The sequence below is a fragment of the Neolewinella persica DSM 23188 genome (assembly GCF_000373105.1).
GTDB classification, from domain to species: domain Bacteria; phylum Bacteroidota; class Bacteroidia; order Chitinophagales; family Saprospiraceae; genus Neolewinella; species Neolewinella persica.
Window position 1 is genome coordinate 77,565 of the sequence record NZ_KB890417.1, and the last position, 13,814, is coordinate 91,378.

The 13,814-nt window shown below is 55.5% G+C and carries 11 protein-coding genes; 1 reads left to right on the forward strand and 10 read right to left on the reverse strand.

Features of this window, described 5'->3' with window-relative positions; all coding sequences use genetic code 11:
• Positions 1 to 13: 13 nt before the first annotated feature.
• The gene (locus B036_RS0104575) at positions 14 to 817 is read left to right on the forward strand and encodes an ABC transporter ATP-binding protein (RefSeq protein ID WP_020567510.1); all 804 of its coding nucleotides are present in this window, start codon (positions 14 to 16) and stop codon (positions 815 to 817) included.
• Here the strand turns inward: B036_RS0104575 and B036_RS0104580 are convergent.
• From B036_RS0104580 to B036_RS0104630, 10 genes are all read right to left on the reverse strand, one after another.
• The gene (locus B036_RS0104580; RefSeq protein WP_020567511.1) at positions 801 to 1,184 is read right to left on the reverse strand and encodes a hypothetical protein; all 384 of its coding nucleotides are present in this window, start codon (positions 1,182 to 1,184) and stop codon (positions 801 to 803) included. The two genes, B036_RS0104575 and B036_RS0104580, sit on opposite strands and share 17 nt — an antisense overlap.
• A gap of 9 nt (positions 1,185 to 1,193) precedes the next feature.
• Positions 1,194 to 1,352, reverse strand: a complete 159-nt coding sequence (locus tag B036_RS33410) for a hypothetical protein (RefSeq protein WP_020567512.1) — start codon at positions 1,350 to 1,352, stop codon at positions 1,194 to 1,196.
• 271 nt (positions 1,353 to 1,623) lie between these two features.
• Positions 1,624 to 3,504, reverse strand: coding sequence for a T9SS type A sorting domain-containing protein (locus tag B036_RS31645; protein ID WP_026231690.1), 1,881 nt, complete (start codon positions 3,502 to 3,504; stop codon positions 1,624 to 1,626).
• Positions 3,505 to 3,902: 398 nt separating this feature from the next.
• Positions 3,903 to 6,437 (reverse strand): M14 family zinc carboxypeptidase, encoded by a 2,535-nt coding sequence (locus tag B036_RS0104595; protein WP_020567514.1) that lies wholly within the window; start codon positions 6,435 to 6,437, stop codon positions 3,903 to 3,905.
• A 207-nt stretch (positions 6,438 to 6,644) separates the two neighbouring features.
• Entirely contained in the window at positions 6,645 to 7,484 is an 840-nt protein-coding gene (locus B036_RS0104600) for an endonuclease/exonuclease/phosphatase family protein (RefSeq protein ID WP_020567515.1), read from the reverse strand.
• A 151-nt stretch (positions 7,485 to 7,635) separates the two neighbouring features.
• Positions 7,636 to 8,823 (reverse strand): NAD-dependent epimerase/dehydratase family protein, encoded by a 1,188-nt coding sequence (locus B036_RS28070; protein WP_020567516.1) that lies wholly within the window; start codon positions 8,821 to 8,823, stop codon positions 7,636 to 7,638.
• A gap of 112 nt (positions 8,824 to 8,935) precedes the next feature.
• Positions 8,936 to 9,133, reverse strand: a complete 198-nt coding sequence (locus B036_RS0104610; protein ID WP_020567517.1) for a nuclear transport factor 2 family protein — start codon at positions 9,131 to 9,133, stop codon at positions 8,936 to 8,938.
• Positions 9,087 to 10,025, reverse strand: coding sequence for an NAD-dependent epimerase/dehydratase family protein (locus B036_RS0104615; RefSeq protein ID WP_026231691.1), 939 nt, complete (start codon positions 10,023 to 10,025; stop codon positions 9,087 to 9,089). Before B036_RS0104615 ends, B036_RS0104610 begins: the two co-directional genes overlap by 47 nt.
• A 365-nt stretch (positions 10,026 to 10,390) precedes the next feature.
• Positions 10,391 to 12,844, reverse strand: a complete 2,454-nt coding sequence (locus B036_RS0104625; RefSeq protein WP_020567520.1) for a TonB-dependent receptor domain-containing protein — start codon at positions 12,842 to 12,844, stop codon at positions 10,391 to 10,393.
• 167 nt (positions 12,845 to 13,011) lie between these two features.
• A complete protein-coding gene (locus B036_RS0104630) occupies positions 13,012 to 13,797 on the reverse strand; it encodes a hypothetical protein (protein ID WP_020567521.1) in 786 nt (261 codons plus the stop codon).
• Positions 13,798 to 13,814: the final 17 nt, after the last annotated feature.

A 13,814-nucleotide genomic window follows, 5' to 3' on the forward strand; every position in this document is an offset into this window, starting at 1 on the left:
TAAGAATAATAAAATGCCAAATTTTACCGACACCCACCAGGAAAACATCATTGAGCTCCGCGGCATCCGGCAGTCTTACGACGGCGGTAAAAACTTCATCATCGACGGGTTGGACCTGCTCGTGGAAGACAAACCTGCTCAGGGACAGTTCGTCGTTATCCTCGGCGCCTCCGGCGCCGGCAAAAGCACCGTTCTCCGCTACATCGCCGGTCTGCAACGCCCCACTGAGGGTACTATCCTGGTAAAGGGCAAACCCATTGAGGAGGCGCCCCGCGTCGGCATGGTGTTCCAGCAATATTCCAGCCTTCCCTGGCGGACCGTGCTTGAAAACGTAGCCCTTCCCCTCGAATACCAGGGCGTTGACGCCAAAGAGCGCGAAACCCGGGCCCGGGAGATGATCGAACTCGTCGGCCTGGCTGGCCACGAAGAGAAATTTGCGCAGTACCCTACCCTCTCCGGCGGACAGCTACAGCGCGTCGCCATTGCCCGGTCCCTCATCGCTAATCCGGACATCCTGCTGATGGATGAACCCTTCGGTGCCCTCGACATCAACACCCGGCTGCAAATGCAGGACCTGCTGATGGAAATCTGGCACAGCATTCATCCCACCATCGTTTTTGTGACCCACGACATCCCGGAGGCGGTCTACCTGGCCGACGATATCTACATGATGAAGCCAGCACCCAGCCGGTTTACTGAGCACGTTCACGTCGACCTCCCTTTAGACAGGAACCGGGAAACCAAGCGTACCCAACGTTATATTGACCTGGTAAGATTGGTGGAGGATAAGATGATTCAGATTACCAGCGAGCAGTAAAATCGAGTTGTCGGGTGTAGTACCCTGATTTCAGGGAGGGGTAATGCCCAGCCTTCATTAAGGAATCGACCGAACCGAAACTGGCGAGGGTTTCCAGACCGAAGTAGCGGTAGCCACGGTCGTAGAGGCCCTGTAGCATTTGCCGGGTGAACACCCGGTGGCGGGGTTCGTGGTGGGCTTCGTTGATGATAACGATTTCGTGCTTTTCGGCATCTTGCAGTAATGTTGCGATGGCAGAGACGGGGCTGAAGTTGTCCCGCAAGTTTTCGAAACGGGCGGTGTCCATCCCCATCTCCCGGGCGTACGCGTCCATTACCTGATTCGCTTCAGCAGCGTTCCCCGAAAAGGACAGCCAGTTGCCGGTCATACTGAAGTTCTAGTTTTCCCGGGTGGTGTCTTTGGCGGCGGCCGTATGCAGGTAAGGCTGCTCCCATAGGTCGAAGGTGACGGTGATGGTATCGAACTTTGGAGATACAGTTTGCTGGGCGTGGAGGTAACTCCCCACGAGTAAAAGCGTAAGTAACAGGTTTCTCATAGGGGTAGAGATGAGTTTTCGGGATGGTTTGGCGGGCGGGGGCGCAGGTGCAGGGAAAGGATATCAATTAGCGCATGTCTCGTAGCGACTACACATTAAGTTGCCTGGGACAAGGAGGCACGACGCAGTCCCAGGTAACGAGATAGCACCATGAATTTGCGACGCTGCGCGTCGAATATAGTAGGCTCCCTGTCCGTTACCCTGAACTTCGTCCAGGGTAACTAATGTATAGTCGCTACGCGAAATCATGGCAGCGTTAAAAACGCTCCCGCTATCGAACAATCACCAACCTCCCCGTCCAATTCACCCGCTCATTACGCAGGTTTACCAGATACAGCCCTTCCGGCAAATCAATGGTTTGTAGCGGCTGAACAGCCTCGCCAGAAGTAAGCTTTTGCCATATGGTCCGGCCGTTCTGATCGAGTAGGCTAACGTGAATATCGCCTTGCTGCAGGTCTTCCGGCAATTCAAGGTTCACCATTTCTCCGGCCTTAGCCAGAGTGGGATACAGCCGAATTTCCGGGTAAGCCCGTCGGCTGTTCACCACCGGAGAAAAGCTGAACTGACCGTCGAAATCCGTCTGCCGTACCCGGTAGAAGGAATTACCGGCCAGCGGGTCACGGTCGGTGAACGAGTAGGACGTTGCTTCGGTGGCCGCTGCGCGGCCCAGCTCCTCAAAAGCCCTTCCATCGGCACTACGCTCAACGGTGAAGTAGTCATTGTCTTCCTGACCCGAGACGGACCAGGAGAGCAGGGTCGTCTTGGACCTTAGTTCTAATTGTATCCCTTGCCAACTTACGGGGAGGGCACTACAAGCCGGAGAAAGCACGGTCCCACTCGGAACAACGTCGCTAAGTACCATCCCCGCGCCTCCGGCTGCAGATCCAGTGCTGCCAGTACAACCGGCAGCCGTGGTATTCAGGCTTTCTCCGGCCACACCTCCGGCCACCACTAAACTTGCGCCGGGTAAAGTCAGGTTCGTACGGATAAGACCTCCGCCACCACCGCCACCCGGGCCGAAGCAACGGTTTAAATTTCCATTATTGACATCACCGCCTTTTCCACCAACGGCGGACAGTACGGGCGTTCCGGATACAGAAGAAGCCTCCAGATAGATGCTTCCCCCGGCACCACCGCCCCCGGCACCGTCTCCGGCAGTCGTGTTTGCTGCAGCGATACCGTTGGCCGAAATCGAAGCCGACGTACCAACCGTGAGGGTACTGGTGAAGATCAAAATAATGCCACCACCGTTACCTCCGCTGGTACCAACATTGTTATTACCGTCTCCGGCACCACCGCCGCTGCCCGGGAAGATCCGGTTGCTGTTTAGGGCCGGTAGTTTTCCTCCTTGTCCCGGAAATTCCCCATCACAATTAAATGCTCCGGTGCTGATGTCTTCTCCTCCAACGCCCCCTGCACCTGCGTTCGCGCCACCTCCGCCACCGCTGTTATGGTCATTGCCGCCGCCTCCACCAGCTGCTTGTGCGCCCCTTCCGTACTCTTTTGCACTGATGTATGAGGCAATACTTTCGCCTTTTTTACCTCCACCGTCATTTTGGGTGTCATAGAAATAGTTATTCACCCCCAGAAACCAGACACAATTCGAAACAGCATTTTCAAAAGCTCCGCCTCTAAAGCCCTTACCGTCCATATTGATCGGCGCATTAAGGGTTAGGTCATTAGTGACCGATAGTACCACTACCCCACCAGTCGTACCATCCCAGGCCTGGCCCGTAAGCTCAGCATCAACTGTGGCATCTGCATAGACCGGAACCGTGATTAGTTGTACCTGCCCCGCCGGATCATAATCCGAATGCACCAGGTCATTTTCCAGAATAACCACGCTTCCGGTGACGTCACAAACGGTCGCCAGTTCATAATTACCGGCACCACCATAGGAGGAAATGTCTCCGAAACTGCTCGAATTCGTCTCATTGATGGTCGCGCCCTGCATCTGGATCAATAATACCTGGTCCCCAACGGCAAAAAAGCCCGGGTCGGAAACAGTTACGCTGTTGCCCGGGTAATCAATTGAGTTTACGGAACTGTATTGGTTAATGGTTCCTGAAATATTGGTCTGGGCCATCAGGCCGAAACAACAAAAAAGAAACACGGCGAATACGCCGGACATCCGGCAGCAGTAAGTAATCATTTGTTCAGATTTAGGGATTTAGAACTTGTTGGACGTACCAATGGCATTAATCGGGGGATCAAGCTCCCCGACCATACTAAATATAAGGAAAAATCCGAAAATCATTGATCGGGAGGCTGTACGTCGCAGGGTAATCGCCAGGTTACTAACGAAGACAAGGCCATGAACGACCTTGCTACAAAAGAGGACCTCCGGCCCTGAACAGGTAGGGCCGGAGGTCCGTCTCTTGTAGCGTGTGGGTTCACCCCCACGTTTTAGTTGTTCAAATCAAGCGATTGGTAAACCTTACAATTACCCTGTTACGCGTCGAGCGTAACAAAGAAATGAGAATACCTTCACCAGTAAAATGAAAGGCCGGCAATTAGTACACCCGACGCACAGCGTCCCGATCAACAGGCCTACTCCATACCGGACCGACTAACGGTATCTCCAAAAATAATTGCATTCATGAACAGTCGGTTCGTACCGTACCAAAAGGCGCGGAAGTTCATATTATCGGCAAAGTTAATGGATCGGCCGCCGCCGGCGCCACTGACAATGATCGCGGCAGAATTTCCCAATTGCTTTTCAAAACCACGTGGAGAATAGCCACTCATCAACGAATTATCACCATACATCAATGGAGAGGCGTAGGGGTTCTTTGTTGGTTCAAATATCAGGGTGCTACGCTTAAACACTGGAATATCAGCCCGCCTGAGGCCAAACATCAGCGGGTGCGTCAGGTCACCCTTTGCCTCGAAAATGGCACCACCCAGCACCCGGCCGCCGCCATCACGTGAGGCGCGGGAATAGGGCCGCCGCGATTTATCATCCGCATCCGGGTTTTTATTTGCCCGGGTCGTGATCCTGGCCAGGTTATTGGCTGCCGCCCAGGTGGCTGCACGTTTCTGGGTGATCAAGACATTGCCTGAACCCATCCAGTCTTTTATTGCCTCAGTGCCGCTGGCACCCAAATCGCCGTAGCTGCCATCGACCATGATGATGGTATTATAACGGCTAAGGTCAGCACGACCAACCCGATCCAACGGAAGCTTGGTGACCGGGATACCGAAGCGCTGGTCCAGCAAATGCCAGGTATCCGCGACCTCCAGACTGCTCGTGCCTCCTTCTACCAACAGGGCAATCTCAGGCTTCCGCAACGTTTGGTAAGCGGAGCGGGAGCCCATCATCAGGCCCTGTTCCGGGCTGCCGGTATCAACGCCGGTAAATTTCAGGCCGGTTGCGTCAGATACATCGTCGAGCAGGCGGTGCAGATCGAGCGGGGTCATCGTCTGGTTATTCTCTACTGGAATCATCACCGTACCGGGAGCAAATGTCTTCCCGTTGATGGTGAAGCTTTTGTCACTGACTTTCACGTTTACGCCTGCATCCAGCAGCTGGTAAATGGCCTTTGGCGAGTAATAGTCATCCGGGCCCAAGAGGTAAGCGTAGGTGGCTACCTGCGTCCCTGGGTTGTACTCCATGCCGGTACCGCCGTAAGGCATCCAGTCGCCACCAGCGGGCATTTTGGTAGCGTACTTAGCCGGCAGGTTAAAGGCGTAAGGAATCACGAAAGTGGACACATCGTAAAAGAGGCTGTCCTCAAATTTCAGGATGGGTTCAAAAACCGCCTTAGTGAAGGGGGTTTCCCGAACGAAGTAGCGCGAGGGTTGTCCGTCTCCGTCCTGTTTCACGTTCACGTCATGGCGGCGCATCAACTCCATCATTTCCCGGGCGCGGCCCGGGTCGCCGTCTACGTCGACGACGTAGCCGGCGTCGCTGACGCCATTATGATTGAACTCCCGCTGGTAATTCAGCAGTTCATCGCGCAGATCAGCAAAAGCCGCATGCGTACTCAGGGCCGTCGCAACCTGATTACGCACCGTAAACGCAAAGCTCAGCAGTCCGTTCTCCGTCTCCTGCAGATGACCGCGCGAGCTGGCCTGCTCGAAGAGGATACCGACGCAGCCGTTGATGTCGGGGTAGGTCGAACCCTTTCCGTAGTAAAAATCATCGTAGCCTTCACCAGAGTAGTAAAGTGAGCCGATCGCATCCAGTGCTTTGGCATGGTACTTTCCGATCTTGGCCGTCAGGTCCTGGTTTATCTGTGGCGTCATCGGGTGGATCCGCGTCGGCTCACCGGGCATGAAAAAGAAGGTGGCGTCTTTACCCATTTCGTGGTGGTCGGTCAGGACGTTCGGCTGCCATTCGTGGAACTGCTTGATACGGGCCCGGCTTTCGGGGTGCTGCACGGGTAACCAGTCGCGGTTAAGGTCAAACCAGTAGTGATTTGTCCGGCCGCGCGGGTAGGCTTCGTTGTACTCCCGATCGTTACCATCGGCGGTCATCACCTTGTTCTTGTGGCTGTTGGCCCAGCTGGCGAAGCGGTTGAAGCCGTCGGGGTTGTAGCAAGGATCAAAAAGGATGATGTTCTTATCCAGTAGTTTACTCAGGGTTGCGTCCGGAGCAGCAGCGAGGTAATAGGCGACCATCAGAGCGGCATTACCACCACTTGGTTCGTTACCGTGGATGCTGAAGCCCTGATAGAGTACAGCCGGAACATCTTTCAGGTCACTGGCCTTAACGTTACTGCCGCGTTCATTCCAGAACTCGTGCATCACCCGCAGGTCTTCCAATTTGGCGTGGTTGGCGGGGGTGGTTACGATCAGGTTCAGCAGCGGGCGGTCTTCGTAGGTCCGGCCGATTTCCTCCAGCACCATACGATCACTTTGGCTGGCCAGCAGGCGCATGTAGGCTTGCTGCAAGTCGTGGCTGACGTGCCAATCGCCAACTTGCCAGCCCAGGAATTCTTTGGGCGTGGTGATGTCCGGGTTATAATCCAGGTCGGGCAGGTAATAAGTTAGTGGCCGATCTTCTTCACTGTTGCTGGTTTGGGCGCGGACGCTGGTGCAAAGGGAGATTAGCAGAAGCAAGGGGAGGAAAAACTTAGTCATTTGGAGGGTGTGTGGTTAGAACTCTTGAAGCTTGTTAGCGCTGTCAAATTAGAAAAAAGTTTTGATGTGGGCTTGCTGGTGGATCGTTTCTGAAGTTTCGTGGTCTGGGTTGCACGATTATATCCCGAACCGTCATTAAATAATCGTGACACAGTCGCTCAACCCAATATGATTATCTGAAGTAAAATATAGATTGGCCTACTGCTTTCAATCCACCAATTCCAGCACCACCAAATACCCACAATGATCCGAGGCTACGGCATCGCAGATGGGATAATTTTGCAGGACCCGCCAGCGATGATGGGGATAAAACAGGACGTAGTCAATCTTCTTTACCGGTGCATCCGATGGATAGGTATTGGCAGCATGCTGCTGCAGGACCGAGGCTGGAGTCGGACGGGGAATACCGAAGCCGTAACCTTCCCGGTAAGAAGCCTCCCACATCGACTCAAAAATGTTGATGGTTTTACTGCCGGGAACATCGTTCAGGTCACCAGCCAGGATCATCGGATGCTTACCGCCGGAAAAAATGCTGTTGATGGCCGTAGCCTGGGCCACCCGGTCGGTATCGTCGCTGACGTGGTCCAGGTGAGTGCCGATGAAGACGACGGTGTCTCCCGAGGCAGTTTCCGTCATCACCTCCAGCGCCGCCCTGGGCTCGTTCTCCGGAGAGTGCGGCAGGGCATGGTTCTTACTACTCAACAGGGTGAACCCGGATAATACGCCCTCCCCGTACTCCCCACCATCGTACTTCATGGCCCGGCCAAACAGCGATTGCAGCTTAGCCCGCCAGCCGAGTTCCGTAGCAAGATCATAACCTTTTGCCCGCCTGGTTTTGAAATCTACCTCCTGTAATGCTACGAAGTCCGGCCGTGCTTCTATGATGACTTTAGCGATAGCGTCGAGGTCAAAATCGCCATTCGTAGTGGCACCGTGGAGGATGTTCAGCGTTAGCACCCGGATAACCTTGTTACTATCAACTTCGGCTTGGGAGTAGCCAGTCCCACAAGTAAAGAAGAAGGAAGTGAGCAGAAGGTATTTAAGCATGCAAATAGTTTGTTGGAGAAACGTTGAGGTTGCGTAGACGTGGTTTACCGGTGAGTTATCAAATGAACAGCTGACCTAATTGATTGAAAAAGAAATAGATCGTCCCTGAAGCTTAAGTCGTCGGCCGACCACCAAAGGTAGACGCAAAGCCCTACCCCTGTCGCTCCTTCCATCGCGCAAGAATATCTCCTTCCCTGGCCAACAGCCCGTCTTCCTTCCCTTCATATTCCTGACGTCGCTCCTCCGTAAGCGCATCGGAGTACCACCAGTCATGGGTATCCTTTATGCTGGTGGCCAGGCTACGGCAGGTAAGGCCAGTAGCCAGTGCTTTCTTGTTACTGACCAGAGAGGAACCGTAATTCTTACCGATCGGCGGAACCCAGGGCACGAGGTAAGGAACCTTCTCCGCCAAGAGGAAATCGTAGTCGTCGACTTGAACGAGTGTCGACTCGACGTCGAAAACCTCAATCGCTTTCCGGCCAAATTCAGCATTCGTTGCGGCATCCACCGGGCCCACGGCATTAAAGGTACCGGTCGTTTTATCTTCTGCTAACCGGATTATCCATTCGGCCACATCCCGAACGTCGATGTACTGCACGGGGTCCTCTGCTTTTCCTGGCAACATGATTTCGCCCCCTTTGGCTAACCGAATGGGCCAGTAGATGAAGCGGTCAGTTAAATCCGCAGGCCCAATCATGTAGGTTGGTCGGACAATGATCGTCCGGTCTTCGCCAAAGGCTTTTTTTGCCGCGTTTTCCGAGTTGGTTTTCATCACCCCGTACCAGTACTCAATTTTCTCGTCTTCGTCTTCAATGCCTTCCGGTTCCACCGTCAGGGTTTCAGTTGTTTCAACGATATCATCTCCCAGATAGGGATAGTACACACCGGTGGAAGAAGTATAAAGGTACAGGCCGACCTTGTCTTTAAGCAATTCGGCGGTTCTGGTGGTCCAATCCACATTTCGTCCGGAGTTATCGATAACGACGTCCCACTCCCGATTCTCGAGTGCAGTCAGGTTGTCTTCCCGGTCGCCAATCAGCATTTCTACCTGATCAAAGAGGTCGGCGTGAACGGAAGGTTTTGTTTTACCACGGGTAAACGTGCTTACCTTATGCCCCCGGCTAAGCGCGTAAGCCACCTGGTGCGGGCCGATGAAACTCGTCCCGCCCAAAATCAGTATGCGAAGACTGGTCGGAGTACCGCCAGCGGAATCCTCCCCTTGCGTTTCCTCGGCTTTTTCGGTACCGGCACAGCCATAAAGGCCTGTGGCTAACAATGGAAAACCTATACCAAGTTGGAGTAATCTTCGGTTTAATTCCCGGCGGGTAAGTTGCTGCATAGTAATCTGATGTAGAATTAAAAATCTGGATTCAAGTTACTACATCCCGGGGACTTCCTAAGTACCTTCCTTATCTCAGTGTAGGTAAGCTCTTTTTTTGAAGGCAGCCGTATTACTTGGCCGCCTCCGCCAGTTGTTTCGTGTCGACGTACTGCTGGAAGGCCGTCACCTTGCCGTTTTTCAGCGTCCAGAGATGGGCGGCCTGCGTGTCGATGAGTTTACCGTTGCTTTTCCGCTTGGCGTCGTACCGGAGGGTTTGGGTTTCAGAGCCGGGAAAAAGGTTGTCCCAGGAAATTGGTAGCGGGCGCATACTCCATGCCGAGCATCCGCTTGCTAGCACCGGCATCATAAACGGTACGGGGCCCGCCAGCCGGAGCTTTTCCGTTCAGCATCAGGGTGAGGTCGGAAATCGGATAAGACTCGGCGGACAGCAGGAAATGCCGGCCGTGAAGCCCGGGTGTAGTTGCGGCGGAGCAGATGCCGCGCGCTACGTCTTGCACGTCGACCACGGCGAAGGCGGCATCCATGTCGTACAGCAACTGAAAAAATTCATCCGGGGCAATCTTATTCCGAAGCAGGTGCTGCATTCCCATGGAGGTGGAATCTTCCCGGTCGGAAAGAGGCTTGCCCATCACCCCCACCGGACTCACGGAAACCACGCTGCAATCGCCGGCGTAAGTTTCTACGAATTTGCGTACCTCCTGGTCCGCCAAATACTTGGCCTGGGCGTAGGGGTGGTCCTGGTCCGAGAAATAGGGCTTATCGGCTTCAGAGATGACTTGACCTTCCCGGCCAGGTACGTCCAGCGGGAAGTGGGTATTGTGTGCGGCGACCGAAGCTACGACTACGAGTTGCTTGATGGCCGGGTTTTTCGCTACCGCAGCCAGCAGGTTTTTGGTGCCGGTGATGGTTGGGTCGAGTAGCTCTCCAGCGGCGTCCTGAAATGCGAGCTGAAACGGGGTGCCTGAGTGGACAACAATCTCCTGACCTTCCAGAAAGACGGGCAGCTGATCAGCTTTGAGGAGGTCCAGTTGGACAATCTCCAGGCGCTCCGAGGCTCCAGGTAGCTGGTGCAGGTGGGCGTAGCGGGCGGTGTCTTCCGGCCGGGTAGCGGAAACGCGTACCCGGTGGCCGGCGTCAAGGAATCTTTGAGTTACGTGGCTACCGATAAAACCGGCGCCGCCGATGATGGCGATTTTCATATAGGATGGGTTTTTGATTGGAATGAAAATGTTTAATTGTTGTTCTGCCCAAAGCTCGGGGTGTTTAGCCTTTGTTTTTGGGGCTGTTTCCCAAACCTGGGGTTTTGGTTTCCGGAATGGGGGAATGGGTTTCCGGGGGTGGGCCATTCAGCATTTTAGTAGCTGCGTCCAGCGTTTTACACCTCCGATGAACTTTTCTAACTGGGCTAACGCCCGTTTGAAAAGATGCATCGGAGGAGAAAACGCTGGATTGTGGGCAAACAGACTTACTCCGAGGTGTAACCCAAACCTGGCGAAGAGAAGGAGTTCTTCCTTGCTCCTCAAACCATTCATCGCACCTGCGGCCGCGCCAAAAAACAGAACCATTAACCACCGATCCGCCCCAGCTCATCATCCAGCGCCCCCTTAGCCCGTTTGGCGGCTTTCGCCTGCTGGTTGCCGAACTTCCAGGTAGCGCCAAGGCCAAAACGCCGGGAATCGAAGTAGCGCACGCCCTCGGTAGCGATACCGCCGTAGTCGCCTGTATAGAAGTAGTCGTTGGTGGTCTGAAATACGTCCGTTCCCGTGGCGCGCAGTTGCAGGCGGCCGTCCAGGAAATCCTTGCGCAGCCCGACGTTCAGCTCCTGGTTGCCCTTTACCCGGATGGAGCCCCGCCAGATCCAGTCGCTTTCGATGAAGTAGCTAAGGTCCAGCAGGATACCGCCGGGCAGCTTGACATTGTGCTGAAGCGTAAGGTCCCAGGTGGTGGCCGTCAGGTCGATTATCGTCCCCTCCAGGTCCCCGGCGTAGGTCTTGTAGCCAGCGTTGGCAAAAGTATTGAGCTCCCAGAATTTGGCGACCTTCAGCGGGTAACTCACGGATACACCCAGCGTCGTAGCCAGTTCCATATTGCGCGGGATAAGTTGGTTCCGATTGCCTTCCAACACCTCGAAAAGCGTAGCAAAGTAACCCCGGTTCTCACTGTAGGAACCCGTCACGACAAGCCGCTGATCATAGGCGTACGAAGCCTGGTAGTTGTTCGTATAAGCAGGCTGTAGAAAAGGGTTACCCTTCCAAACCGTCAACTGACTGACCGGAGATTCGAAGGGGTTCAGGTTCTGATAGTTAGGCCGCATAATGCGCCGGCCGGCACTCAGGACCCAGTTGTGCTTCGACGCTCCGTCGAAGGAGATCCCCACGTTGGGGAACAGGTCGGTGTAGCTGCGGCTTACATCCTGGTTTTCTACGTCCGCCATACTGACGAGTACGCCCCGCGAGCGGGTGTGCTCCACCCGCAGGCCGGTGCGCAGCGAAAAGGCGGGGTTCAGCTGCCAGGTGGCGCTACCGTAGGCGGCGGTCACCCGTTCGGTATAATCGAAGTCGTTGCTTTTGGCGGCGTTCGGCCGGCGCTCTTCCCCGGTCACGTCGAAGAAGTTGAAGCAGTTGGCGGTACTCACGCTGGAAAACTTAGCTCCGGTCGTCAGGGTAATGGTCTTCCACGCCCGTTCATAGTCCGTTTTGGCGGACCATAACCCGATGTTCACGTTGGAATCAAAGGCCACGTTTTCCACGGATCGAACGGTGGTGCCGTCGGGCCTGAAGAGAGTGTTGGGCTGGCTGATGGCCTCGGTGTCCGTATACCGGCCGACGCTCAGGGCGGTGGTCAGGCTGCTCTTGTCGTTGATCTGCCAGCGGTGGTTTCCGTTCAGGGTATGGTTTTGGGAGGGCTGGTTCATCAGGGAGGGGGAGATCAGGATGCCGGAGAGGTCGTTGGGCGTAGGCGCAAAGATGTCCGTCCTGCTCCCGAGGGCAAAGCGGTTGCGGCTGATGATGCTACGCCCGCTAACGTCCAGGGTGTGGTCGTCCGTCAGGCGAACGTTGACGCCGGCGGCTACATTGACGGCCCGGTCGTCCGTCTTCGTTTGGGAATCCAGGAGCAAGGTGGTGCCGTTTTGCCGTTTGCTATCGATGAAACCGTCAATAGCCTCGCGGTCTGACTGCGTGACGTCCAGGTTGGCACTGATCCGCTCGGCGGCGTGGCTCAGGGCCAATCCGTTGTTGTAGCGCAGGTACCGCCCCTGCTGAAAGCTGGAGGTCAGGCTGCCGTTAGTTCCCATCGCCGGGTTCTTCTTTGTACGGATGTTGATCACGCCCCCGGTTCCTTCCGCTTCGTACTTCGCCGAGGGGTTGGAGATGATCTCGATGGACTGGACGTTGTCCGATGCGAGGCTGCGCAGAAAGTTCGCCAAATCGGCCCCGGCCAGTCGGGAGGGCACGTCGTTAACGTAGACCCGCACTCCACTTTTCCCCAGTAGGGAGATATTATCGTCCATGTCCAGCCTTACACCGGGGGAGCGTTTGAGCAGGTCCAGGCCGTTGGTACCCGACGCGCTGGGGCTGTCGGCTACGTTGAAGACGATCTTGTCCGCCTTCACCTCGATGCGCGGCTTGCGGTCACCAACCACCACTACTTCGCTGAGGTCATTCGTGGAGGTTTGTAATTGAATAACCGGCAACGTTTTTCGGTCGCCCGACAACAGCACTTCAGGTGCCGTCACCCGGGATTCATACTCCAGGTGGTCGATCTTCAGGGAATAGTTGCCGGGAGCGAGGTCGTTGAAGGCAAAGGTGCCGTATTCAGACGTCAGCGTACCGCTGACGAAGACGGAGTCATCGCGCATCAGGGCCACGGTGGCGTAGGCTACGGGAGATTCCGCCTGGCCGATCAGCAAGCCCGTCAGGCTGGACGGTTCCGGGCCGGTGCTGGTCTGAGCGGTTAGGGGCAGGCAAAGGAGGAGTAGGAGCACGGCGCTCAGGGCGTGCTTTTTCAGGGATGACATGGGTTGGGAATTGTGTTGTGTTTCGGGAGGTAGAGGGGCTACTGTATAAGACATTCGCAGGGCCGCCCGGAGTCGCGATGGGCTGATCTTCGCCTATCGGCTTCGATCAACCCATCGCTAGAGGTAGCACCCTTTCAGGGCAGTAAACGGGCCTTGCGATTTCCCTGCTACCGTTTTGCATTCAGTTGTAAGGATCCGGAAGTAGACAATTCAGCGACATAGCGGCCAGTGATCGTACGTACTTCATTGACGTACAGGGACAGCTCGGCCCGCAAGCGCTTCACGGCTTCGGGGAGGTTGGCATGGTGGACGGCGCGGCGTTCGGCCAGGTCGTCGGGGTCTTTGGCGGGGAAGGCGATCTCAAAAGTTTCGACCGCATCCCCCAGATCATAGGTGTAAAAATCGAAGGAAAGGGGACTTTTCACTTCCCGCATCTGAGCTGCGTATTGGCTGCTCATTTCCAGCACTTTCTCCAGTTGGCCGGGCCTGGCGCGGTAAGTGACGATTTCATAGTAGGGGGCCGGTTCAGTTTTCGTTGGGACGGCGGGAGCGTAGCTCAGGTCCGCGCGGCGGCGTAGGCGGTACTCCTGGTAGGCTGCCAGGAGGCTGGCCAGCGTTTTCGGGTCACGCGTTTCCGTCCAGTCCGCGAAGGGCGTCCAGTCGAGTTCGGCCACCTGGTTGGTTTGCCCGCTTTCCGTATCCGTCAGCTCGCGGGTGGGCACGGCGACTTCCACGGTGTTGTTGCTGTATACGTAGGTGTGCCGTGGCTGGGCGGAACGGCTCCGGTTGTTGGCGTCGTGGTCGGCGTTAGCGTTGATAAAGGTTTGCTCCTGGCCCGGCACGAGGTGAAAACGCAGGAGGTGGTAAAGATCGTCCTGGGCCTGACCGTGCAGGGAACAGAATAGGAGGAGGGCGGGGCCGCAGGTGCAAAGGATGTTTTTGAGGAATGACATGATGCTGTGATTTTTGG